The 22,895-nt window shown below is 53.1% G+C and carries 21 protein-coding genes; 19 read left to right on the top strand and 2 right to left on the bottom strand.

Features of this window, described 5'->3' with window-relative positions; genetic code table 11:
- Positions 1 to 22: 22 nt before the first annotated feature.
- The 11 genes from argB (at position 23) to hemB (ending at position 10,845) form a co-directional block, all read left to right on the top strand.
- Positions 23 to 796, top strand: coding sequence for an acetylglutamate kinase (argB, locus tag IG609_RS19185; RefSeq protein WP_039278775.1), 774 nt, complete (start codon positions 23 to 25; stop codon positions 794 to 796).
- Positions 797 to 857: 61 nt separating this feature from the next.
- Positions 858 to 2,231, top strand: a complete 1,374-nt coding sequence (gene argH / locus IG609_RS19180; protein WP_039278778.1) for an argininosuccinate lyase — start codon at positions 858 to 860, stop codon at positions 2,229 to 2,231.
- A 220-nt stretch (positions 2,232 to 2,451) separates the two neighbouring features.
- On the top strand, positions 2,452 to 4,011 hold the full coding sequence (gene rmuC, locus IG609_RS19175; protein WP_193399275.1) for a DNA recombination protein RmuC: 1,560 nt from the start codon (positions 2,452 to 2,454) through the stop codon (positions 4,009 to 4,011).
- Between the two features lie 187 nt (positions 4,012 to 4,198).
- Positions 4,199 to 4,954, top strand: a complete 756-nt coding sequence (gene ubiE / locus IG609_RS19170; RefSeq protein WP_102116977.1) for a bifunctional demethylmenaquinone methyltransferase/2-methoxy-6-polyprenyl-1,4-benzoquinol methylase UbiE — start codon at positions 4,199 to 4,201, stop codon at positions 4,952 to 4,954.
- Positions 4,955 to 4,966: 12 nt separating this feature from the next.
- A complete protein-coding gene (gene ubiJ / locus IG609_RS19165; RefSeq protein WP_193399274.1) occupies positions 4,967 to 5,608 on the top strand; it encodes a ubiquinone biosynthesis protein UbiJ in 642 nt (213 codons plus the stop codon).
- A complete protein-coding gene (gene ubiB, locus IG609_RS19160; RefSeq protein WP_193400669.1) occupies positions 5,605 to 7,245 on the top strand; it encodes a ubiquinone biosynthesis regulatory protein kinase UbiB in 1,641 nt (546 codons plus the stop codon). Before ubiJ ends, ubiB begins: the two co-directional genes overlap by 4 nt.
- 82 nt (positions 7,246 to 7,327) lie before the next feature.
- On the top strand, positions 7,328 to 7,588 hold the full coding sequence (gene tatA / locus IG609_RS19155; RefSeq protein WP_193399272.1) for a Sec-independent protein translocase subunit TatA: 261 nt from the start codon (positions 7,328 to 7,330) through the stop codon (positions 7,586 to 7,588).
- Between the two features lie 3 nt (positions 7,589 to 7,591).
- A complete protein-coding gene (tatB, locus tag IG609_RS19150) occupies positions 7,592 to 8,188 on the top strand; it encodes a Sec-independent protein translocase protein TatB (protein WP_193399271.1) in 597 nt (198 codons plus the stop codon).
- A gap of 3 nt (positions 8,189 to 8,191) precedes the next feature.
- Complete coding sequence (gene tatC, locus IG609_RS19145) at positions 8,192 to 8,944, top strand: Sec-independent protein translocase subunit TatC (RefSeq protein ID WP_193399270.1); 753 nt, start codon at positions 8,192 to 8,194, stop codon at positions 8,942 to 8,944.
- A 78-nt stretch (positions 8,945 to 9,022) separates the two neighbouring features.
- Entirely contained in the window at positions 9,023 to 9,805 is a 783-nt protein-coding gene (tatD, locus tag IG609_RS19140; protein ID WP_193399269.1) for a 3'-5' ssDNA/RNA exonuclease TatD, read from the top strand.
- A gap of 17 nt (positions 9,806 to 9,822) precedes the next feature.
- Positions 9,823 to 10,845, top strand: coding sequence for a porphobilinogen synthase (hemB, locus tag IG609_RS19135; RefSeq protein ID WP_193399268.1), 1,023 nt, complete (start codon positions 9,823 to 9,825; stop codon positions 10,843 to 10,845).
- Positions 10,846 to 10,941: 96 nt separating this feature from the next.
- Here the strand turns inward: hemB and rfaH are convergent, their stop codons facing one another.
- Positions 10,942 to 11,430 carry a transcription/translation regulatory transformer protein RfaH gene (gene rfaH / locus IG609_RS19130; protein WP_193399267.1) on the bottom strand — a complete coding sequence of 163 codons (489 nt, stop codon included), beginning with the start codon at positions 11,428 to 11,430 and terminating at the stop codon, positions 10,942 to 10,944.
- 200 nt (positions 11,431 to 11,630) lie between these two features.
- On the opposite strand from rfaH, the gene ubiD reads away from it, so the two are divergent.
- Entirely contained in the window at positions 11,631 to 13,127 is a 1,497-nt protein-coding gene (gene ubiD, locus IG609_RS19125) for a 4-hydroxy-3-polyprenylbenzoate decarboxylase (RefSeq protein ID WP_193399266.1), read from the top strand.
- A 52-nt stretch (positions 13,128 to 13,179) separates the two neighbouring features.
- On the top strand, positions 13,180 to 13,881 hold the full coding sequence (fre, locus tag IG609_RS19120) for an NAD(P)H-flavin reductase (RefSeq protein ID WP_102116967.1): 702 nt from the start codon (positions 13,180 to 13,182) through the stop codon (positions 13,879 to 13,881).
- Between the two features lie 179 nt (positions 13,882 to 14,060).
- On the opposite strand, the gene IG609_RS19115 is transcribed toward fre, so the two are convergent.
- Entirely contained in the window at positions 14,061 to 15,587 is a 1,527-nt protein-coding gene (locus tag IG609_RS19115) for a YifB family Mg chelatase-like AAA ATPase (RefSeq protein WP_193399265.1), read from the bottom strand.
- Between the two features lie 407 nt (positions 15,588 to 15,994).
- Between IG609_RS19115 and ilvL the strand changes: the two genes are divergently transcribed.
- The 6 genes from ilvL (at position 15,995) to ilvA (ending at position 22,643) form a co-directional block, all read left to right on the top strand.
- Positions 15,995 to 16,093 carry an ilv operon leader peptide gene (gene ilvL / locus IG609_RS19110; protein ID WP_071531109.1) on the top strand — a complete coding sequence of 33 codons (99 nt, stop codon included), beginning with the start codon at positions 15,995 to 15,997 and terminating at the stop codon, positions 16,091 to 16,093.
- A 140-nt stretch (positions 16,094 to 16,233) separates the two neighbouring features.
- A complete protein-coding gene (gene ilvG / locus IG609_RS19105) occupies positions 16,234 to 17,880 on the top strand; it encodes an acetolactate synthase 2 catalytic subunit (protein WP_193399264.1) in 1,647 nt (548 codons plus the stop codon).
- A 77-nt stretch (positions 17,881 to 17,957) separates the two neighbouring features.
- Positions 17,958 to 18,218, top strand: a complete 261-nt coding sequence (gene ilvM, locus IG609_RS19100; protein WP_010294673.1) for an acetolactate synthase 2 small subunit — start codon at positions 17,958 to 17,960, stop codon at positions 18,216 to 18,218.
- Between the two features lie 24 nt (positions 18,219 to 18,242).
- Positions 18,243 to 19,169 carry a branched-chain amino acid transaminase gene (locus IG609_RS19095; protein WP_193400671.1) on the top strand — a complete coding sequence of 309 codons (927 nt, stop codon included), beginning with the start codon at positions 18,243 to 18,245 and terminating at the stop codon, positions 19,167 to 19,169.
- Between the two features lie 73 nt (positions 19,170 to 19,242).
- Entirely contained in the window at positions 19,243 to 21,093 is a 1,851-nt protein-coding gene (gene ilvD, locus IG609_RS19090; RefSeq protein ID WP_193399262.1) for a dihydroxy-acid dehydratase, read from the top strand.
- 5 nt (positions 21,094 to 21,098) lie between these two features.
- Positions 21,099 to 22,643 (top strand): threonine ammonia-lyase, biosynthetic, encoded by a 1,545-nt coding sequence (gene ilvA, locus IG609_RS19085; protein WP_193399261.1) that lies wholly within the window; start codon positions 21,099 to 21,101, stop codon positions 22,641 to 22,643.
- Positions 22,644 to 22,895 lie beyond the last annotated feature (252 nt).

Raw genomic sequence — 22,895 nt, 5'->3', positions numbered from 1 at the left:
ACATTTCGAGGCGCGAAGCATAATGAATCCGTTAATTATCAAATTAGGTGGCGTTTTACTGGATAGCGAAGAAGCGCTGGAGCGTCTGTTCACCGCACTGGTGGCTTACCGTCAGGAGCATCAGCGTCCGCTGGTGATTGTGCACGGCGGCGGCTGTCTGGTGGACGAGCTGATGAAGAAGCTGGCGCTGCCAGTCGTGAAGAAAAACGGCCTGCGCGTCACGCCAGCCGATCAGATCGACATCATCACCGGTGCGCTGGCGGGATCCGCCAACAAGACGCTGCTGTCATGGGCGAAGAAGCATGATATCAACGCAGTTGGTCTGTGTCTGGGCGATGGCGGCAGCACGACGGTCACGCAGCTCGATGAGTCTTTGGGCTTTGTGGGCAAAGCGGAAGCGGGATCGCCTGCGCTGCTGAATACGCTGCTGTCTGCGGGCTACCTGCCTGTCGTCAGCTCCATTGGTATTACGGCGCAGGGCGACCTGATGAACGTCAACGCCGATCAGGCGGCGACGGCGCTGGCGCAAACGCTGGGCGCGGATTTAATCCTGCTGTCTGACGTGAGTGGCATTCTGGACGGTAAAGGCCAGCGTATTGCTGAAATGACGGCGGAGAAAGCCGAGCAACTGATTGCTCAGGGCATTATTACCGACGGCATGATTGTTAAGGTCAACGCCGCGCTGGATGCCGCGCGTGCGCTGGGGCGTCCGGTTGATATCGCTAGTTGGCGTCATGCCGAGCAGCTACCTGCGCTGTTCAACGGCGTGGCGATTGGTACACGTATTCTGGCGTAAGTCGTTTCTGGGTATGGCATGATGCGATACCAACATGAATTAAATTCTGGGAGTAATCGTTATGGCTTTGTGGGGCGGTCGGTTTAGTCAGGCAGCAGATCAGCGTTTTAAACAATTTAATGACTCACTGCGGTTTGATTACCGTCTGGCGGAACAGGACATCGTTGGCTCGATCGGCTGGTCGAAAGCGCTGGTGACGGTCAATGTGCTCAGCGAGCAGGAGCAGCAGCAACTGGAACAGGCGCTGAATGCGTTGCTGGTTGAGGTACAGGCTGACCCTGAGATGATCCTGCAAAGCGATGCAGAAGACATTCACAGCTGGGTTGAACAGCGCCTGATTGAGAAAGTCGGCGATTTAGGTAAAAAACTGCATACCGGTCGTAGCCGTAACGATCAGGTCGCGACCGACCTGAAATTGTGGTGCAAAGCGCAGATTGCAGAGCTGCTGCTGTCGGTACGCCAGCTGCGTCAGGCGCTGGTCACGACGGCTGAAGCCAATCAGGATGCGGTGATGCCGGGTTACACCCACTTGCAGCGCGCACAGCCGGTGACGTTTGCACACTGGTGTCTTGCCTACCACGAAATGCTGGCGCGTGATGAAAGCCGTCTGGAAGATACGCTGAAGCGTCTGGATGTCAGCCCGCTGGGCTGTGGCGCGCTGGCGGGAACGGCTTATCCGATCGACCGTGAGCAACTGGCGGGCTGGCTGGGATTTGCCTCGGCCACGCGTAACAGTCTGGATACGGTTTCCGATCGCGATCATGTACTGGAACTGCTGTCTGATGCGTCGATCGGCATGATCCACCTGTCTCGTTTTGCCGAAGATCTGATCTTCTTCAACAGCGGTGAAGCGGCGTTCGTTGAGCTGTCTGACCGTGTGACATCCGGTTCTTCCCTGATGCCGCAGAAGAAAAACCCGGATGCACTGGAGCTGATTCGCGGTAAATGTGGTCGCGTACAGGGCGCGTTAACCGGCATGATGATGACGCTTAAAGGCCTGCCGCTGGCGTATAACAAAGACATGCAGGAAGACAAAGAAGGGCTGTTTGACGCGCTGGATACCTGGCACGACTGCCTGATGATGGCGGGTCTGGTGCTGGAAGGCATTCAGGTGAAGCGTCCACGTTGTAAAGAAGCAGCCGAGCAAGGCTACGCGAACTCGACAGAGCTGGCGGATTACCTGGTCGCGAAAGGCGTTCCATTCCGTGAAGCGCACCATATCGTGGGTGAAGCGGTGGTTGAAGCCATTCGTCAGGGCAAAGCATTGGAAGCGTTGCCGCTGGCCGATCTGCAAAAATTCAGCGCTGTGATTGGCGAGGATGTGTACCCGATTCTGGCGTTACAATCCTGCCTAGATAAGCGTGCTGCACAAGGTGGCGTGTCACCGCAGCAGGTCGCTAAAGCGATTAGTGATGCGAAGCAGCGCTTAGCTTAACTCGCCCACCTCTGTTCTGTTCCCCCAGCGTGGTGTTTCGCGTTGGGGGAATTCCACCGTTACCGATCTGATTATTCTGCAAATTATCATCTATCCATTTTCATATGGAATGCGGCTCGCATTTTTCTGCTCAGCGTCTTCTCCCACCAGATTTGTTTCTGGACATCCATACAGTATCATTTTACCTTGACCGACAGCGTGAAAGGCCTGCGGAGGCAAAGTGGATATCAGCATATTTTATGGTCTGGGCGGCAGTGCAGTGGGTCTGTTGGTCGGGTGGTTAATTGCCAGCCTGATTTATCAGCAGAAGTTGTCGCGGCATGACACCGAACAGCGGTTGCTGGCGCAGACATTGCAGCAGACTCAGCAGTCGCTCAGCGAACAGCAGCAGGCAAAGCAACTGGACGAACAGCGGCTACGGCAAAACGAGCTGGAGCTGCGCACGGTCCACGCTCAACTCTCTGCCAGCCATGAAAAGCTGCAACAGCTCAGTGAACTCCGCGCGGAGTGCGTGCAGCTCAATCAGGAACTGCGGACGCTGCGTGAAATCAATAGCGCACAGGAAGCGGAGCTGCGGGAAGTCACCATTCGGCTGGAAGAAACCCGTATGGCGGCGGAAGAAAAGCAGCGGTTGCTGGTAAATAGCGAACAGCGGTTGACGACGCAGTTTGAAAATCTGGCGAACCGGATTTTTGAACACAGCGGCCGCAAAGTGGATGAACAAAATAAACAGAGTCTGGATAAGCTGCTGATGCCGCTGCGTGAGCAGCTTGATGGTTTCCGTCGTCAGGTTCAGGACAGCTTTGGGGCGGAAGCGCGTGAGCGTCACACGTTGGCGCACGAAATCCGCAACCTGCAACAACTGAACGCACAGATGGCACACGAAGCCATCAACCTGACGAAAGCGCTGAAGGGCGATAATAAAACGCAGGGGAACTGGGGCGAAGTGGTGCTAAGCCGCGTGCTGGAAGCCTCCGGCCTGCGTGAGGGGTATGAGTATCAAACGCAGGTCAGCGTGCAAACGGGGGCAAATAGCCGCCTGCAACCGGATGTCATCGTGCGCTTACCGCAGGGCAAAGATGTCGTGATCGATGCCAAAATGTCGCTGGTGGCCTATGAGCGTTATTTCAATAGCGACGATGACATCGAACGTAATGCGGCGCTGAACGAACATTTGCTCTCGGTTCGCAGCCATATTCGGCAGTTGAGCAGTAAAGATTACCAGCAGCTTCCGGGGCTGCGTTCGCTAGATTACGTGCTGATGTTTATCCCAGTCGAGCCCGCTTTTCTGGTTGCTATCGATCGCCAGCCCGAATTGATCAACGAGGCGCTAAAGCACAATATTATGCTGGTCAGCCCGACCACGCTGCTGGTGGCATTACGCACTATCACCAATTTATGGCGCTATGAACAACAGAGCCGCAATGCACAGCAGATCGCTGAAAAAGCGTCGCGGCTGTACGATAAACTGCGGTTGTTTGTCGATGATATGGAAGCGCTGGGGCAAGGTTTGGATAAAGCGCAGGGCGCTTATCGTCAGGCGATGAATAAACTTTCCTCTGGGCGTGGTAACCTTATTGGCCAGGCTGAGGGGTTCCGTGCGCTGGGTGTAGAAATCAAACGCACAATCAGCCCGTCATTAGCAGAAAAAGCAACGGCCCATGAGCACGCTGAACGCGATGAATTACCGGATTCCGTAGCACCCGATGCTGTTTCACCAACCGTGAAAACGGAGGGTGAAGAAGGGGAATCCCCCTTAGCGACCCGTAACCTATCCTAAATAATTCGAGTTGCGTGAAGCCAACGCACAAGCAGCTTGAAGTATGACGGATATAAATAGGTATGGATTTCGCGGGCTTGGCACCATGCTATGTGAAATTAGTGCAGTGGGGTTTTTATACGGGTCTGGTACACTCTCACCATAAATGGGTAGACCCGAAATTTGACTGAAATAGTAGGCGGATAAGATGGCAAGTGAGCAGGAGAATACGGCCGACTTTGGTTTTCGGACTGTCGCCAGGGATGAAAAAGAAGTCATGGTGGCTGAAGTTTTTCATTCTGTAGCAGCAAAGTATGACTTGATGAATGACCTGATGTCCTTTGGTATCCACCGAATCTGGAAGCGTTTCACTATCGAATGTAGTGGAGTAAGACGTAACCAGCGTGTTCTGGATCTTGCCGGAGGCACGGGGGATTTAACCGCTAAATTCTCCCGCATGGTTGGCGAAGGTGGTGAGGTCATTCTGGCGGATATCAACGCATCAATGCTGAAAGTGGGCCGCGAAAAACTGCGTAACAAAGGCATTATCGACAACATCAACTACGTGCAGGCCAATGCTGAAGCGCTGCCGTTCCCTGATGACTTCTTCGACTGCATTACTATCTCCTTTGGTCTGCGCAACGTGACGGACAAAAACAAAGCGCTGCGCTCCATGTACCGCGTGCTGAAGCCGGGTGGTCGCTTGCTGGTGCTGGAGTTTTCCAAGCCGATCATTAAACAACTGAGCACTGTTTACGATGCGTATTCATTTCATATCCTGCCGAGGATTGGCGAAGCCGTGGCGAGTGATGCTGGGAGCTACCGCTATCTGGCGGAATCTATCCGCATGCACCCCGATCAGGAAACGCTGAAAGGGATGATGAGCGATGCCGGTTTTGACAGTGTTAACTATTTCAACCTCACCGGTGGAATCGTTGCGCTGCATCGTGGGTTTAAATTCTGATTGGAAACGCCAATGCTGATAACGTCTTTTCTGACTGCTACGCTGGAAACCGCACTGAATCAGCTGCTTTTTCACGATACGGTTTCTTGCGATCGTGGTTTTTCTTGCGATCGAAGTATGAAGTCTGCCCGCCAGCGCTTACAGGGGAAAACACTTCAGATCGAGCTTGCTGAGCTGGATATGCCCTTGGTGCTGGTGTTTAACGAACAGCGGCTGGACGTGATTAGCCAATGGGGCGAGCCAGCGGATTGCTGCCTGAAAACACGCGTTCCGGTTCTGATGAAATTACGCGATCGTCAACAGCTATCGTCGCTGATGCGCAGCGGCGAGCTGGTGATAGAAGGCGATATTCAAGTTGTTCAACAGTTCATCGTGCTGGTTGATCTGGCGGAGTTCGATCCGGCGGAGTGGTTGTCCCCCTATCTGGGCGATATTGTTGCTCAGGGGCTTACCCAAACTGCACAGAAAACCCTGAGTTTCCTGAGACGCTCATTCCATCAGCAGCAACATTTCTTATCTGAGACACTAACGGAAGAGTGGCGACTGGCCCCGGGAAAACTGGAAAACGCTTGGTTCCATGAGGAAATTGTTGCGTTGGATAAATCCGCCGATACGTTGTCCGAACGGCTGGTGAAGCTGGAGGCTTTACGATGACGCCTGGTGAATTACGCCGCCTTTACAGCATTGTGCGTGTGCTGTTGAGCTATGGTCTGGATGAACTCATTCCTAAGATGCGCCTGACGTTTCCGCTGCGTGCGGGTCGTCGCCTGCTGTTCTGGTTACCTAATCTCCACCGCAACATGCCTTTGGGGGAACGCCTGCGTTTAGCGCTGCAGGAACTGGGGCCCGTGTGGATTAAGTTTGGACAAATGATGTCGACGCGCCGCGATTTGTTCCCGCCCGCTATCGCCGATCAGCTAGCGATGTTGCAAGATAAGGTTGAGCCATTTGACGGCAAGTTGGCGCGCGAGCAAATTGAGCTGTCGATGGGCGGAATCCCCCTTGAAGAGTGGTTTGACTATTTTGACATTATACCTCTGGCCTCTGCATCGATTGCACAGGTGCATACCGCCTGCCTGAAAAGCACGGGAAAAGAGATCGTTATCAAGGTCATCCGCCCAGATATTTTGCCTGTCATCAAGGCGGATATGCGCCTGATGAAACGTCTGGCTGGCTGGTTGCCGCGCCTGTTGCCGGATGGCCGCCGTCTGCGCCCGCGCGAAGTGGTGCTGGAATATGAAAAAACGCTGCTTGATGAGCTGAACTTGCTGCGTGAAGCGGCAAATGCCATTCAACTACGGCGTAATTTTGATAATAGCCCGATGCTGTATGTGCCGGAAATATATTCAGATTATTGCAGTGAAAGTATGTTGGTCATGGAGCGAATTTACGGTATTCCTGTTTCTGATGTCGACGCGCTGACAGCCAATGGCACGGATATGAAATTACTGGCAGAACGCGGCGTTCAGGTTTTCTTCACGCAGGTGTTCCGCGATAGTTTCTTCCACGCAGATATGCACCCCGGCAATATCTTTATCAGCTACGATCACCCAGAGAACCCGCAATACATTGGTATTGATTGCGGCATCGTCGGTTCGTTGAATAAAGAAGATAAGCGCTATCTGGCTGAGAATTTCATTGCCTTCTTCAACCGCGATTATCGCAAAGTTGCCGAACTGCACGTGGATTCGGGCTGGGTGCCTGCGGACACGAATGTTGCCGATTTTGAGTTTGCCATTCGCACGGTCTGTGAGCCGATCTTTGAGAAGCCGTTGGCAGAAATTTCGTTCGGCCATGTATTATTGAATCTGTTTAATACGGCCCGTCGCTTCAATATGGAAGTACAGCCGCAGCTAGTGCTGCTGCAAAAAACGTTGCTGTATGTTGAAGGTGTGGGTCGGCAGCTTTATCCGCAGCTTGACCTGTGGAAAACTGCCAAGCCGTTTCTGGAAAACTGGCTGAAACAACAGGTCGGTTTGTCTGCGGTTTTCCGTGCGCTTAAAGAAAAGGCGCCGTTCTGGGCTGAAAAACTGCCGGAAGTCCCTGAGCTGTTTTATGACGGGCTACGTCAGCATAAGATGTTAAAGCAAAGCGTCGATAAGCTGGCCTATGAGTTGAAGACACAGCACTCTCGTCAAGGACAGTCACGATATCTTCTGGGTATTGGCGCAACGCTGCTAATCAGTGGTACGTTATTACTGATCAGCCGTGTTGAAGCCGATAGGGTTCCCGCAGGACTGATGGCCGCAGGGATCGTCGCTTGGATTATCGGCTGGCGTCGAACTCGTTGAAGCAGATCATGATGTACGCCAGAATTACTCGATATAATTACGGGAATTCTGTCGTTCCCCTTTTTGAAAAGAGGTAAATGTTATGGGCGGTATTAGTATTTGGCAGTTGCTGATTGTTGTCGTTCTCGTCGTGCTGGTATTCGGGACCGGAAAATTAAAAACACTGGGTTCAGATTTGGGTGCGTCGATCAAAGGTTTTAAGAAAGCGATGGGGGATGATCAAGCCTCTAATCACGCAGATAAAACTCAGCAAGATGCGGATTTTTCGACTAAGTCGATCACTGACCACCCGTCAGAAACCAAACAGAGTGACACGAAGAGCCAGCATAAAGAGCAGGTGTAATCTGTGTTCGATATCGGTTTTGGTGAACTGCTATTGGTGATGGTTCTCGGCCTGATTGTTCTCGGGCCAGAGCGTTTGCCTGTGGCAGTCAGAACGGTTGCAAGCTGGATCAGGACGCTGCGTTCGCTGGCGTCTACGGTTCAGAATGAACTGTCGCAGGAGTTGAAACTCCAGGAGTTTCAGGAAAGCCTGAAGAAAGTCGAAAAAGCCAGTGTGCAGAATCTGTCGCCTGAGTTGAAAGCCTCAATGGATGAACTTAAAGAGGCGGCAGAAGCGATGAAACGTGGCTATACCGAGACAGTGTCGCCGCAAAAGGCAGATGGGCACCAAACGCCAGAGGGGCATCGCGCGACGGTGGAACCGCAGCACAGCACCCCGCTGAACGATCCCGAAGCAGCCTATGATGGGGTTATTGAAGCGGAAACCGCTGTACGTCCACGTCCTCCAGGCAGCCAGCCTAAACCTGAAAGCGCTGCTGCTGAACACCACCATGGTGATCGCAACGCCGCAAGTGCTGACGCTGTCGGCAACGATAATGTCAAACCTGAGCAGGCCCAGTTTTCTGCTGTTTCTGCCCGCCAACCGAGTGATAGTCGTTAGTTTATGGCCGATGAAGAGACTCAACCGCTAATTAGCCACCTGATTGAGCTACGCAAGCGGCTACTGAACAGCATTATCAGTGTGCTGGCGGTATTTATTGCGCTGGTGTTCTTTGCCAACGACATTTATCAACTGGTTTCTGCACCGCTCATTGAGCAATTGCCTGCGGGTGCCAGCATGATCGCGACCGATGTCGCCTCACCTTTCTTTACGCCGATAAAGCTGACGATGATTGTCTCAGTGTTTGTCGCTGCGCCGCTGGTGCTGTATCAGGTGTGGGCATTTGTGGCTCCAGCTTTGTATAAACACGAGCGTCGCTTAATGATGCCGTTGCTGGTTTCCAGCAGTCTGCTGTTTTATTCGGGCATGGCGTTCGCGTATTTTGTGGTGTTCCCGCTGGCGTTTGGTTTTTTTGCAAAAACCGCGCCGGTTGGCGTATTGATTGCGACAGACATCAATAACTACCTCGATTTTGTTATGGCGCTGTTCATGGCGTTCGGCGTATCGTTTGAGGTGCCCGTTGCCATCGTGCTGCTCTGCTGGAGTGGTGTGGTGACGCCAGAAGATCTGAAGAAGAAACGCCCTTATATTTTGGTGGGCGCATTCGTTGTCGGGATGCTGCTGACGCCGCCGGACGTTTTCTCACAGACGCTACTGGCGGTTCCGATGTATCTGCTGTTTGAAATCGGTGTATTCTTCGCACGGTTTTATGTTGGCAAAGGCCGACGAGCTGAAGCGGAAGATCCATCGCAGTAACGAACGGTTCCCTGCGGCAGGACGGTAAAATGACCTCTCTTTGAGAGGTCTTATTTTTTATTCGCCAGAGTGAGAGTCATGTTTGATATCGGTGTCAACCTAACCAGTTCTCAGTTTGAAAAAGATCGGGAGCAGGTCGTCATCCGGGCAAAGCAAGCGGGTGTCAGTGGCATCTTGATCACGGGCACCAACGCCCAGGAAAGCCATCAGGCCATGTTACTGGCGCAAGCCTATCCCGATTACTGTTGGTCAACGGCGGGTGTTCATCCGCATGATGCCAGCCAATGGAATGACGCTATCGCCGAACAACTCCACCAAATGGCAAACGCTGCTTGCGTGGTTGCTATTGGTGAATGCGGGTTGGATTTCAACCGTAACTTTTCGACTCCAGAAGAACAGGAACGGGCATTCAGCGCACAGTTAGCGATAGCGGCTGAACGGTCCATGCCGGTTTTCCTTCACTGCCGCGACGCACATCCCCGCTTTATTTCTCTGCTGATGCCATGGCTGAGCCAGTTACCTGCCGCCGTGGTCCACTGCTTTACTGGCAATCGTCATGAATTGGATGAGTGTCTGGCTGCGGGGTTGATGATTGGCATCACTGGCTGGGTTTGCGATGAGCGCCGCGGGCTTGAGCTGCGCGCCTTACTGCCGCATATTCCTGCCAATCGGTTGTTGGTGGAAACCGACGCACCTTATCTGTTACCCCGGGATTTACACCCTAAACCGGCCTCCCGCCGTAACGAACCCTGTTATCTGCCTCATATTATTCGCCAGATTGCGGAGTGGCGTGGAGAAGACGCCACATGGTTGGGACAGACAACAGATGAAAATGCCCGCCGGGTTTTCCGGTTGGCCTGATTCAGGAGAATAATGACATGAGCACTGCTTTTCCCGGCACGTTCCCCGGCCGACGTATGCGTCGCATTCGCCGCCATGATTTCAGCCGTCGCCTTGTTGCTGAAAATCAACTGACGGTGAATGATTTGATTTATCCCGTTTTCGTAATGGAAGGGATAAATCATCGTCAGGAGGTTCCCTCCATGCCGGGGGTATACCGGATGACTATCGACGTGCTTCTGAAAGAAGCCGAAGAGATCGCTAAGCTCGGCGTTCCGGTACTGTCGCTGTTCCCCGTCATTGAGGCGGATAAGAAATCACTCTATGCCGAAGAAGCCTATAACCCAGATGGTCTGGTTCCTCGCACGATCTGCGCACTGAAAGACGCCGTCCCTGAGCTGGGGTTGCTGACGGATGTGGCGCTCGATCCCTATACCACGCACGGGCAGGACGGGATTATCGATGCAGATGGCTATGTGATTAACGACGTCACCAAGGAGATTTTGGTGCGTCAGGCGTTGTCACACGCTGAAGCTGGAGCCGAAATTATTGCGCCTAGCGACATGATGGACGGTCGCATCGGTGCTATCCGCGATACCCTTGAAGCGCAAAACCTGATCAATACCCAGATCATGGCGTACTCGGCTAAGTATGCGTCGTGCTATTACGGGCCTTTCCGTGACGCCGTGGGCTCAGCTGGCAATCTGAAAGGTGGAAACAAGAAAACCTACCAGATGGATCCTGCTAACAGCGATGAAGCCTTACAAGAAATTGCGCAGGATTTGCAGGAAGGCGCGGATATGGTGATGGTCAAACCTGGGATGCCTTATCTGGACGTGGTGCGTCGCGTTAAAGATACCTTTGGTGTGCCGACGTTTGCTTATCAGGTATCTGGCGAATATGCGATGCACATGGCGGCGATTCAGAACGGCTGGTTGCAAGAACAGCCAGTAGTGATGGAGTCTCTGCTGTGCTTTAAACGCGCAGGTGCAGATGGTGTGTTGACCTATTTTGCCAAGCGTGTCGCACAGTGGCTACACGATCAGCATATGCAACGCTAGGTCTGTTCTTATCCGGCGCGTGATAAACGCGCCGGATAAGGTAAAGAGCAGAGGCGTCAAGCTACGTTTTTCGAAGGGCGATGTTTTTTATAAAGACTAGGCTTTGCGAAACTCGCGGTTATCGATGCTCTGTCTGACCTGTTTATTCAACATATTCAGCAACAGCATTGAGCGAGCTTCGCCGTCAGGTTCTGTGTAAATAGCCTGAAGACCAGAGAAAATACCGTCGGTAATAACCACACTATCGCCGGGCTGTGGCGTCATTGGGTCAATAATTCCCTGAATAGGGCGAAGTGACAATTCATCGATAACCTGCTGCGGAATGGTCGCTGGCAGCGCGCCGAATCGCACAAAGTTGCTCACCCCACGTGTCGCACTGATAGTGGTGGTGTGGATGCGTTCAGGGTCGAACTCCACAAACAGGTAGTTCGGGAACAGCGGTTCACATACTTCGGTTCGTTTACCACGCACAATCTTATCCAGCGTGATCATCGGGCTCACGCAGGTGACATCCTGACGTTCCAGATGCTCTTTCGCTCGCAGCAGTTGACCACGTTTACAATACAGTAAGTACCAGGCTTCCATAATTTCGCAGACTTATGATTCCGACGAGCAAGCATAACAAAAGCGAACACGGATAAAAAATTTTCGTCAGATATTTTTGTTACCACATTACGGCGATTGAATTCTTGATGGTGAGTAGATTCTTGCCATAAATAGGCGCAGCGGGAAGCGACAGGTTGGCGAAGAGACTTTATAATAGCCAGAACGATAGACTGCCCCCGATGAATAGCATGAAATACCGTGATTTACGCGAATTCCTCTCACTGCTGGAAGAGAGAGGGGAGTTAAAACGCATTACCCAGCCCATCGACCCCTACCTTGAAATGACGGAAATTGCCGACCGAACGCTACGTGCGGAAGGCCCTGCTCTCCTGTTTGAGAACCCCAAAGGCTATGACATGCCGGTGCTGTGCAATTTATTTGGCACGCCGAAACGTGTTGCATTGGGCATGGGGCAGGAAGACGTCAGCGCATTACGTGAGGTGGGTAAACTGCTGGCGTTTCTGAAAGAGCCGGAGCCGCCGAAAGGGTTCCGCGATCTGGTGGATAAAATGCCGAAGTTCCGTCAGGTATTGAATATGCCGACTAAACGCCTGTCTTCTGCGCCGTGTCAGGAACAGGTTTGGCAGGGGGATGATGTTGACCTTCGTCGGATTCCGGTGATGCAGTGTTGGCCGGAAGATGCCGCCCCGCTGATTACCTGGGGGCTTACCGTGACGCGCGGGCCGCATAAAGAGCGGCAGAATCTGGGGATCTATCGCCAGCAGGTGCTGGGTAAAAACAAATTGATCATGCGCTGGCTATCTCATCGCGGTGGCGCACTGGATTTCCAGGAGTGGTGTCAGGAAAATCCTGGGCAGCGTTTTCCGGTGTCTGTCGCATTGGGCGCTGATCCTGCGACGATTCTCGGTGCGGTGACGCCTGTGCCCGATACGCTATCGGAATATGCCTTTGCGGGTTTACTGCGTGGGCATAAGACTGAAGTGGTGAAGTGCCTGTCGAACGATTTGGAAGTCCCTGCCAGTGCGGAAATTGTTCTTGAAGGGTATATTGAACCCGGAGAAATGGCGGCAGAAGGGCCCTATGGCGACCACACCGGCTATTACAATGAAGTCGATAATTTTCCGGTCTTTACCGTCACGCATATTACTCAGCGTCAGAATGCCATTTATCACTCGACTTACACGGGCCGGCCGCCGGATGAGCCTGCCGTGCTGGGCGTGGCGTTGAACGAAGTTTTCGTGCCGATCCTGCAAAAGCAGTTTCCTGAGATTGTTGATTTTTATTTGCCACCGGAGGGTTGCTCTTACCGTCTGGCTGTCGTTACCATGAAGAAACAGTACCCAGGCCATGCTAAACGCGTCATGATGGGCGTTTGGTCTTTTTTACGCCAGTTCATGTATACGAAATTTGTCATTGTCTGCGATGATGACATTAATGCGCGTGACTGGAACGACGTCATATGGGCGATCACGACGCGTATGGATCCGGCGCGCGATACTGTATTAGTAGAAAATACGCCGATAGATTACCTTGATTTTGCCTCGCCGATTTCTGGCCTGGGCTCCAAAATGGGTCTGGACGCCACCAATAAATGGCCTGGCGAGACGCAGCGCGAGTGGGGTCGTCCCATCAAGAAAGACCCACAGGTTTGTGCCCGCGTTGATGACATATGGGATGAACTGGCCATTTTTAGTGACAGAGAGCCTCGGCGTTAAGGGCTGCTGCTCTGTTCTCAGTTTTGCTTTTATGACCCTATAGAGGGAATGCATGACAACATTGAGCTGTAAAGTGACTTCGGTCGAAGCCATAACCGATACGGTTTATCGCGTGCGTTTGTTACCTGAAGCGCCGTTTTCCTTTCGGGCTGGCCAGTATTTGATGGTAGTGATGGGCGATCGAGATAAACGTCCTTTTTCACTGGCATCGACCCCGATGGATAAAAACTTTATTGAGTTGCACATTGGGGCGTCCGAACTGAATCTTTACGCAATGGCTGTGATGGAACGGATTCACAGGGAAAAAGCGCTGACGGTCGATATCCCACATGGCGAAGCCTGGCTGCGGGAAGAGAGTACGCGCCCGCTGGTGTTGATTGCGGGGGGAACCGGATTTTCGTATGTGCGTTCTATTCTGCTGACCGCGCTGGCGCAGCAACCCGAGCGTGATATCGCCATTTACTGGGGCGGACGTGAATCCCAGCATCTGTATGACTTAACCGAGCTTGAAGGCTTTGCGGCCAAGCACCCTACTCTGCGCGTAGTGCCGGTGGTCGAGCAGCCGGAAGCAGGATGGGATGGTAGAACGGGGACTGTTCTGAGTGCGGTATTACAGGATTACGGCTCGTTGGCAGAGCAGGATATCTATATTGCCGGTCGCTTTGAAATGGCGAAAATTGCACGCGAGCGTTTTTGTAATGAGCGCGGCGCACTGACCGCGCATATGTTCAGCGATGCGTTTTCGTTTATTTAAAGCAGTCGCGAGTAGTAATACATAAGCTGTAAAATAAAAATCCCACGGCTGTGGGATTTGAGGCTGCTGACAAAGTTTGTATGGCTGTAGTAACGGATAGATCGTAAAGACGCTCTAAATGCATCCCTGTACGCTCTGATTGCGCAGATATAAATCTCGTCCTGAGATTAGCGCTCTCGCTATTCAAGGTTTTTGTGGAGCTGGATGAGCAATCGATCCATGCAGCGATAGCTCAGCGCTTCGGCAAGGTGTTTTCTCTCTATATTGTCCCTATCGCCGAGGTCAGCGATCGTGCGCGCGACTTTCAATATCCTGTGCCACGCACGTACGGATAAGCCAAGTTTGTTCATCACCTCTTCCAGATAGGTCGCATCAGCCATCTCCAATCCGCAGTGTTTTTCTATTTCACGTGAAGTGAGTAGCGCGTTGATTTTATTTGCCCGCTTCAGCTGTATCTGCCGTGCGATCAGCACGCGCTCACGAATTGTCGCGCTGCTTTCGCCTTGATAATGCTGCTGAGATAACACCCCTGGTGGCAGCAAAGGGACTTCGATTGAAAGGTCAAAGCGATCCAAAAAGGGACCGGAAAGTTTGCTGAGATAGCGCAGTATTTGTTGTGCCGGCAACCGGTTATGAACGCCCTGATAGTGTCCTGAGGGGCTGGGATTCATTGCGGCGACGAGCTGCACCCGTGCTGGGTAGCACACTTTAGCCCGAGTGCGGGAAATGATAATTTCACCGGACTCCAGCGGCTCTCGTAGTGAGTCCAGTACTCGTCGCTCAAACTCCGGTAGTTCGTCCAGAAATAGTACACCATTGTGGGCGAGCGAGATTTCTCCGGGTTTGGGCAGCGACCCTCCGCCCACGAGCGCAGCCATGGAAGAACTATGGTGAGGCGCTCTGAATGGTCTGGCTCGCCAGCGCGTCATGGTGGCATCAATGTTGATTAGGCTGTTGATGGCGGCGCTTTCCAGCGCTTCTTCATCGCTTAATGGTGGCATCAGATTGCCTAATCGGCTTGCCAGCATGGTTTTCCCGGTTCCTGGGGGCCCCAGCAAGAGCAGATTGTGGCCTCCTGCCGCCGCGATTTCCAACGCGCGTTTAGCCTGTTCCTGACCGATGATATCCTTCAGATCGAGCGTATCTTCCTCGATCGGTGGAATGTGCGTTATGTCGGAGCAACTGAGCAATTCCTCTTCTCCACTGAGAAAAGCACACACGTCCAACAAATGCCCAGCCATTAGCGCTTCACCCTGCGGTATCAGGGTCATCTCCCGTTTATTGTCATCTGGCAGGATAAGCTGGCGGCCTGCTTTTATGGCTTCCAATGCAGCGGGAATCGCGCCATTGACGCCACGTAAGGTGCCAGACAGGCCGAGTTCGCCAAGAAACTCGTAGCGGCTTAGCTTTTCACCATCGATTTGTTCTGAGGCAGCTAGAATCGCCAGAGCAATCGGCAGATCGTAGCGTCCTCCTTCTTTTGGCAGGTCTGCGGGGGCGAGGTTGACCGTGATGCGCTTTGCCGGAAACGTAAATCCGCAATTGATGAGAGCGCTGCGCACGCGATCGCGCGCTTCCTTGACGGTGGTTTCTGGTAAGCCCACCAGCGTTAGCGCCGGTAGCCCGCTGCTGATGTGAACTTCGATATAAACGTCCGGCGCTTGTACACCAATCATTGCCCGAGTATAGGTAACTGCCAATGACATGCTATTTCCCCTTTGCTGATGGTTTGCATCATGTCTGGCAAGGGAGAAGAAGTAGAGGCTGTTTTCGCCAATCTGCGCGGCGGTGTCATGAAATAATCCTCTGTTTCAGTAATGAGTAAAATTTGTGCGCGATGTATCGCAATTATCTAAGGTGAACCGATTGCTTAACGTTATCCGACGATCGACGACACCTGTTTTCATCTGCCACGTTTCTCATACAGCGCTCATTTTTACGCCAACGGGCGAAAATAATTTGGTGTGCTTTTACCTTATGATTACGTTGTATTTTTTTCCGTATCATAGGTAATCCTTACAGGTGGCAATGAAAAAAAATGGTTGTCAGGCCATGTCTGACTGTGATAACTCTGTAGGCATTCGTTCGACATAAGATTAATGAACAACCTATTATGAAAGCCCTATCCCTAGTGATTAGCCTAGTCGTGATTAGCGTGGTGGTGATTATTATCCCACCGTGCGGGGCTGCACTTGGACGAAGAATGGCTTAGAAATCAAGGCCTGATTCAAGAAAACCCCCGCACCGAAAGGTCGGGGGTTTTTTGTTGGGCATAATCTATAACGGAAAGGAACAGAAAATGAACATCAGCATAAAATTCTGTTATTCCCATAAGATATCGGGGAAATAACTATGAATGGAGCACAGTGGGTGGTTCAAGCGTTGCGAGCGCAGGGAGTGGAAACTGTTTTTGGTTATCCAGGGGGCGCGATAATGCCAGTCTACGATGCACTTTATGACGGCGGCGTGAAACACCTGCTGTGTCGCCACGAGCAAGGCGCGGTGATGGCGGCGATTGGCTATGCCCGCTCCACGGGTAACGTGGGCGTCTGCATTGCGACGTCAGGCCCGGGGGCAACGAACCTGATCACCGGTTTGGCCGATGCGCTGCTGGATTCCGTGCCTGTGGTGGCGATCACTGGGCAGGTTGGGTCAGCGCTGATTGGCACCGATGCTTTCCAGGAAATTGACGTGCTGGGGCTGTCGCTGGCCTGTACGAAACACAGTTTTCTGGTTGAGTCTCTCGAATCACTACCGGAAGTGATGGCAGAAGCATTCGCGATTGCTAACAGCGGTCGCCCAGGCCCTGTTCTGGTCGATATTCCTAAAGATATTCAGCTGGCGATGGGAGATTTCACTCCAAACTTTGCGCCTGTTGTTAACGATGTCGATTTCCCCGATCAAGATATTGCGCAGGCGTACGCTCTGCTGGCGAAAGCGCAAAAACCGGTGCTGTACGTTGGCGGTGGGGTCGGCATGGCGAATGCGGTTCCGGCACTGCGTGAATTCCTGAGCGTAACGGATATCCCTTCCGTTTCGACGCTGAAAGGGCTGGGAGCCGTGGATGCCAATCATCCCTATTACCTTGGTATGATTGGTATGCACGGCACGAAGGCGGCGAACCTGATTGTGCAGGAGTGCGATTTGTTAATCGCGGTCGGGGCGCGTTTTGATGACCGCGTGACCGGCAAACTGAACGCCTTCGCGCCTCATGCTAGCGTGATTCACATGGATATCGACCCAGCAGAATTGAGCAAATTGCGTCATGCTAATGTCGCGTTGCAAGGCGATCTGAAAACGATATTACCGGCGCTGCAACAGCCGCTGAACGTCAGCGCGTGGCGCCAGCAGGCGGCCATGATGAAGGCGGAATACCCGTGGCGTTATGATCATCCCGGTCAGGCGATTTATGCGCCTGCGCTGCTGAAAACGATCTCCGAACGAATGGATGCGGATACTGTGGTCACGACCGATGTGGGCCAGCACCAGATGTGGGCTGCACAGCATATGACGTTCAGCCGCCCTGAGAATTTCATCACCTCCAGCGGCCTCGGCACGATGGGCTTCGGCGTACCCGCTGCGGTAGGCGCACAGGTTGCGCGCCCGGATGATATGGTTATCTGCATTTCCGGCGACGGTTCTTTCATGATGAACGTTCAGGAGCTGGGCACTATCAAACGAAAACGGCTGCCGTTGAAAATCGTGCTGCTGGATAACCAACGGTTGGGCATGGTACGTCAGTGGCAGCAGTTATTCTTTGATGAACGTTATAGCGAAACCGACCTCTCCGATAACCCTGATTTCCTGACGCTGGCAAGCGCGTTTGATATCCCCGGCCAGCGCATCACCCGTAAAGATCAAATTGATGTCGCGCTGGATGCCCTGTTTAACAGCGAAGGACCCTATTTACTGCACGTATCGATCGATGAATATGAAAACGTCTGGCCACTGGTTCCGCCGGGTGCGGGTAACGAAACGATGCTTGATAAAACCGAGTAGGCTCGACAACACCAAACTAAGCTCGACAAAACCGAATAATGGCCGACTTACACAGAATAAGTGCTGGAGACAACAGAATGACACACCATCAACTTTCGATTCAGGCGCGCTTTCGTCCCGAGGTTCTGGAGCGTGTATTGCGTGTTACCCGCCATCGCGGTTTCAAAGTTTGCGCGATGAATATGGTGCAAACCACCAATGCCGATCACATTAATATTGAACTGACCGTTGCCAGCCATCGTTCGGTGGATTTATTGTCAACGCAATTGAGCAAGCTGTTGGATATTGCCTGCGTTGACATTCAACCGATGACGACATCACAGCAGATCAGCGCCTAACGCAAAGAATAAGGAAAAAGAAGAATGACAAAAAAAGCGGACTACATTTGGTTCAATGGCGAGATGGTTCCATGGGCTGAAGCAAAAGTACACGTTATGTCGCATGCCCTGCATTATGGCACCTCCGTCTTTGAAGGCGTTCGTTGCTACCATTCACATAAGGGCCCAGTGGTTTTCCGTCACCGTGAGCACATGCAGCGCCTGCGTGATTCGGCAAAAATTTACCGTATGCCCGTCGCGCAAAGCGTAGATGAGCTGATGGAAGCCTGTCGTGAAACGCTGCGTAAAAATAACCTGACCAGCGCGTATATTCGTCCACTGGTGTTTATTGGTGATGTGGGTATGGGCGTTAACCCGCCAGACGGTTATCAAACCGACGTCATCATCGCGGCCTTCCCGTGGGGCGCGTATTTGGGTGAAGAAGCGCTGGAAGCGGGTATTGATGCGATGGTGTCATCCTGGAATCGTGTGGCGGCGAATACCATTCCAACCGCCGCGAAAGCGGGTGGCAACTATCTGTCCTCTCTGCTAGTGGGTAGCGAAGCGCGTCGCCACGGCTATCAGGAAGGGATCGCGCTGGATGTCCACGGCTATGTTTCCGAAGGTGCGGGCGAGAACTTGTTTGAAGTGAAGGACGGTATTATCTTCACGCCGCCGTTTACCTCTTCGGCGCTGCCGGGCATTACACGTGACGCTATCATCAAGCTGGCGAAAGAGGCGGGATATGAAGTGCGTGAGCAGGTGCTGTCCCGCGAGTCACTGTATCTGGCGGATGAAGTCTTCATGTCCGGCACGGCGGCAGAAATTACCCCTGTGCGCAGCGTCGACGGCATTCAGGTCGGTGCTGGCAAACGCGGCCCAGTTACCAAAGCCTTGCAGCAGGCGTTCTTTGGCCTCTTTACGGGTGAAACCGAAGATAAATGGGGCTGGTTGGATCCGATAAATCAGTAAGCAGTCAAGACAGACAGTCAGGCGGTGACACGTTCCGTCATCGCCAAATTCGTAATTTTTGGAGTAAAAGAGCATGCCTAAGTACCGTTCAGCCACAACCACGCATGGCCGTAATATGGCCGGTGCCCGAGCCTTGTGGCGTGCCACCGGGATGACCGACGACGATTTTGGTAAACCGATTATCGCAGTGGTTAACTCCTTCACCCAATTCGTGCCGGGCCATGTGCACTTGCGCGATCTGGGTAAACTGGTTGCCGAGCAGATCGAAGCCTCCGGCGGCGTCGCGAAAGAATTTAACACCATTGCAGTTGATGACGGTATCGCGATGGGACACGGCGGCATGCTCTATTCCCTGCCTTCCCGTGAACTGATCGCCGACTCCGTGGAATACATGGTCAATGCCCACTGTGCGGATGCCATGGTGTGCATTTCCAACTGCGACAAAATCACCCCGGGGATGTTAATGGCGTCGCTGCGTCTGAATATTCCGGTGATTTTTGTTTCTGGTGGCCCGATGGAAGCAGGGAAAACCAAATTATCCGATCAGATCATCAAGTTGGATCTGGTGGATGCCATGATTCAGGGGGCAGATCCGAAAGTCTCGGATGAGCAGAGCGAGCAGGTGGAGCGTTCAGCCTGTCCGACCTGTGGCTCCTGTTCCGGTATGTTTACCGCTAACTCCATGAACTGTTTGACCGAAGCGCTGGGGCTGTCTCAGCCGGGTAACGGTTCTCTGCTGGCGACGCATGCTGACCGTAAGCAACTGTTCCTGAACGCGGGCAAACGCATTGTCGGTCTGGCGAAGCGTTACTACGAGCAGGATGATGCAAGCGTATTACCGCGCAACATCGCCAATAAAGCCGCATTTGAAAACGCCATGGTTCTGGATATCGCGATGGGCGGTTCCACCAATACCGTTCTGCATCTGTTAGCTGCGGCGCAGGAAGGTGAAGTGGACTTCACCATGACCGATATCGACAGGCTGTCACGTCAGGTGCCACACCTGTGTAAAGTGGCGCCGAGTACGCAGAAATACCACATGGAAGACGTACACCGCGCGGGCGGCGTGATCGGTATTCTGGGGGAACTGGACAGAGCGGGTCTGCTGAACCGTGAAGTGAACAACGTGCTGGGCAAAACACTGCCGGAAACGCTGGAAGCCTACGACGTGATGCTGACGCAGGATGACAGTGTGAAAAGCATGTATTCCGCTGGCCCTGCGGGTATTCGCACGACTAAAGCGTTTTCTCAGGATTGCCGCTGGGATTCACTGGATACCGATCGTCAGGAAGGCTGCATCCGCTCGCGTGAATATGCTTACAGTCAGGATGGCGGGTTGGCCGTGCTGTACGGCAACATTGCGCTAGATGGTTGCATCGTGAAAACCGCTGGCGTTGATAAAGATAGCCTGATTTTCCGCGGCCCAGCAAAAGTCTACGAAAGCCAGGATGACGCGGTAGCAGCGATTCTGGGCGGAAAAGTCGTGGCGGGCGATGTAGTGGTTATTCGCTACGAAGGGCCAAAAGGCGGGCCGGGAATGCAGGAAATGCTGTACCCGACGACCTACCTGAAATCGATGGGCTTGGGTAAAAGCTGTGCGCTGATCACGGACGGCCGCTTCTCTGGTGGTACGTCAGGGTTGTCTATCGGCCACGCGTCTCCTGAAGCCGCAAGCGGTGGCACCATTGGTTTGGTGCAGGATGGCGACATGATTGCCATTGATATCCCAAACCGCAGCATCGTGCTGGACGTCGCAGAGAATGAACTGGTAAGCCGCCGCGAAGCGGAAGAGGCAAGAGGCGAGCAGGCTTGGACGCCACATAACCGTGAACGTCAGGTCTCTTTTGCGCTGCGCGCGTACGCCATGCTGGCAACCAGTGCAGATAAAGGCGCTGTGCGGGATAAAAGCAAGCTGGGAGGCTAAAGCTGATGGCTGTGTCACAACCTCTTCCTGCCGCGCCGGGGGGCGCGGAATACCTGCGGGCGATCTTACGCTCGCCAGTGTATGAAATCACGCAGGTTACGCCGCTGGAGAAGATGGAAAAGATCTCTTCGCGGCTGGGTAATGTCATTCTGGTAAAACGTGAAGATAGGCACGCGGTGCACAGCTTCAAGCTGCGCGGCGCGTACGCGATGATGGCGGGTCTGAGCGATGAGCAAAAATCCCACGGCGTGGTGACGGCGTCCGCCGGTAACCATGCGCAAGGTGTGGCGCTCTCTTCCAGCAAGTTGGGGATTAAATCGCTGATTGTGATGCCGGTGGCTACGGCTGATATCAAGGTGGATGCCGTGCGCGGTTTTGGCGGCGAAGTGCTGCTACACGGTGCCAACTTTGATGAGGCCAAGGCGAAGGCGATTGAGCTGTCACAACAGCAGCATATGACCTTTCTGCCGCCGTTCGATCACCCTGCGGTGATTGCAGGACAGGGCACGCTGGCGATGGAATTGCTACAGCAGGATGCGCATCTGGATCGCGTGTTTGTGCCGGTCGGTGGTGGTGGTTTGGCGGCAGGTGTTGCCGTACTGATCAAACAGCTGATGCCGCAGATTCAGGTGATCGGCGTTGAAGCGGAAGATTCCGCCTGTCTGCGTGCGGCACTGGATGCCGGACAACCGGTCGATCTGCCGCGTGTCGGGCTGTTTGCCGAAGGCGTGGCGGTGAAGCGCATTGGCGATGAAACGTTCCGCCTGTGTCGGGAATATCTGGATGACGTGATTACCGTCGACAGCGATGCCATCTGTGCGGCAGTGAAAGATCTGTTTGAGGATGTCCGCGCGATTGCTGAACCGTCCGGCGCGCTGGCGTTGGCGGGGATGAAGAAATACATCCAACAGCATCAGATTCAGGGTGAACGTCTGGCGCATATTCTGTCCGGCGCGAACGTCAACTTCCACGGGTTACGCTATGTTTCTGAGCGCTGCGAGCTGGGTGAACAGCGCGAAGCCTTGCTGGCCGTGACGATCCCCGAGAAGCAGGGCAGCTTCCTGAAGTTTTGCCAACTGCTGGGTGGTCGTTCCGTTACCGAATTTAACTACCGCTATGCGGATGCCAAAGATGCCTGCATTTTTGTCGGTGTGCGTCTGACGCGTGGCTATGCGGAGCGGCAGGAGATTATCGCCGAGCTGTCCACAGACGGTTATGAAGTGGTGGATTTGTCCGATGATGAAATGGCGAAGCTGCACGTTCGTTATATGGTCGGCGGACGCCCTTCCAAACCGCTCCAGGAACGGCTGTACAGCTTTGAGTTCCCAGAGTCGCCGGGCGCATTACTGAAATTCTTGCATACGCTGGGAGCGCACTGGAATATTTCACTGTTCCATTACCGCAGCCACGGCACGGATTTTGGTCGCGTGCTGGCCGCGTTCGAGTTGGATGCTGGCGATCGGGAATTCGAGCAGCACCTACAGGCGCTCGGCTATGAATGTCACGATGAAACCAATAATCCGGCGTTCCGTTTCTTTTTAGCGGGTTAAGTTAGTTGATTACGAGCTGAGTTTCCCTTAACGCCGCCGATGGTGTTTCACCGTCGGCGGCGTTATCTTTATGTCATCTGATAGCAACAGGGATGGCATTTCTTTATGGCAACGCAGTTCACGGGTTTTTCTCAAGCGGGTTTAACGTTTCTTCAGCAGGTGTCTCAAGGCATTGTTGAATAAATCTAATTGTATTTTGTTATTATTATTTTCAAATTAATTGTTTGTTTTTCTAATTCCTTTAAATCTTGA

Origin of the sequence: Pectobacterium quasiaquaticum (assembly GCF_014946775.2) — a bacterium.
GTDB lineage: Bacteria > Pseudomonadota > Gammaproteobacteria > Enterobacterales > Enterobacteriaceae > Pectobacterium > Pectobacterium aquaticum.
Note: the sequence above shows the minus strand (reverse complement) of the source record. Positions and strands in the feature narration are given on the sequence as shown.

What these genes read in the sequence shown, in the direction of transcription:
- argB (WP_039278775.1), top strand. Translation starts at nt 23, where the DNA reads ATGAATCCGTTAATTATCAAATTAGGTGGCGTTTTACTGGATAGCGAA.
- argH (WP_039278778.1), top strand. Translation starts at nt 858, where the DNA reads ATGGCTTTGTGGGGCGGTCGGTTTAGTCAGGCAGCAGATCAGCGTTTT.
- ubiE (WP_102116977.1), top strand. Translation starts at nt 4,199, where the DNA reads ATGGCAAGTGAGCAGGAGAATACGGCCGACTTTGGTTTTCGGACTGTC.
- ubiJ (WP_193399274.1), top strand. Translation starts at nt 4,967, where the DNA reads ATGCTGATAACGTCTTTTCTGACTGCTACGCTGGAAACCGCACTGAAT.
- ubiB (WP_193400669.1), top strand. Translation starts at nt 5,605, where the DNA reads ATGACGCCTGGTGAATTACGCCGCCTTTACAGCATTGTGCGTGTGCTG.
- tatA (WP_193399272.1), top strand. Translation starts at nt 7,328, where the DNA reads ATGGGCGGTATTAGTATTTGGCAGTTGCTGATTGTTGTCGTTCTCGTC.
- tatC (WP_193399270.1), top strand. Translation starts at nt 8,192, where the DNA reads ATGGCCGATGAAGAGACTCAACCGCTAATTAGCCACCTGATTGAGCTA.
- tatD (WP_193399269.1), top strand. Translation starts at nt 9,023, where the DNA reads ATGTTTGATATCGGTGTCAACCTAACCAGTTCTCAGTTTGAAAAAGAT.
- hemB (WP_193399268.1), top strand. Translation starts at nt 9,823, where the DNA reads ATGAGCACTGCTTTTCCCGGCACGTTCCCCGGCCGACGTATGCGTCGC.
- rfaH (WP_193399267.1), bottom strand. Translation starts at nt 11,430, where the DNA reads ATGGAAGCCTGGTACTTACTGTATTGTAAACGTGGTCAACTGCTGCGA.
- ubiD (WP_193399266.1), top strand. Translation starts at nt 11,631, where the DNA reads ATGAATAGCATGAAATACCGTGATTTACGCGAATTCCTCTCACTGCTG.
- fre (WP_102116967.1), top strand. Translation starts at nt 13,180, where the DNA reads ATGACAACATTGAGCTGTAAAGTGACTTCGGTCGAAGCCATAACCGAT.
- IG609_RS19115 (WP_193399265.1), bottom strand. Translation starts at nt 15,587, where the DNA reads ATGTCATTGGCAGTTACCTATACTCGGGCAATGATTGGTGTACAAGCG.
- ilvL (WP_071531109.1), top strand. Translation starts at nt 15,995, where the DNA reads ATGAAAGCCCTATCCCTAGTGATTAGCCTAGTCGTGATTAGCGTGGTG.
- ilvG (WP_193399264.1), top strand. Translation starts at nt 16,234, where the DNA reads ATGAATGGAGCACAGTGGGTGGTTCAAGCGTTGCGAGCGCAGGGAGTG.
- ilvM (WP_010294673.1), top strand. Translation starts at nt 17,958, where the DNA reads ATGACACACCATCAACTTTCGATTCAGGCGCGCTTTCGTCCCGAGGTT.
- IG609_RS19095 (WP_193400671.1), top strand. Translation starts at nt 18,243, where the DNA reads ATGACAAAAAAAGCGGACTACATTTGGTTCAATGGCGAGATGGTTCCA.
- ilvD (WP_193399262.1), top strand. Translation starts at nt 19,243, where the DNA reads ATGCCTAAGTACCGTTCAGCCACAACCACGCATGGCCGTAATATGGCC.
- ilvA (WP_193399261.1), top strand. Translation starts at nt 21,099, where the DNA reads ATGGCTGTGTCACAACCTCTTCCTGCCGCGCCGGGGGGCGCGGAATAC.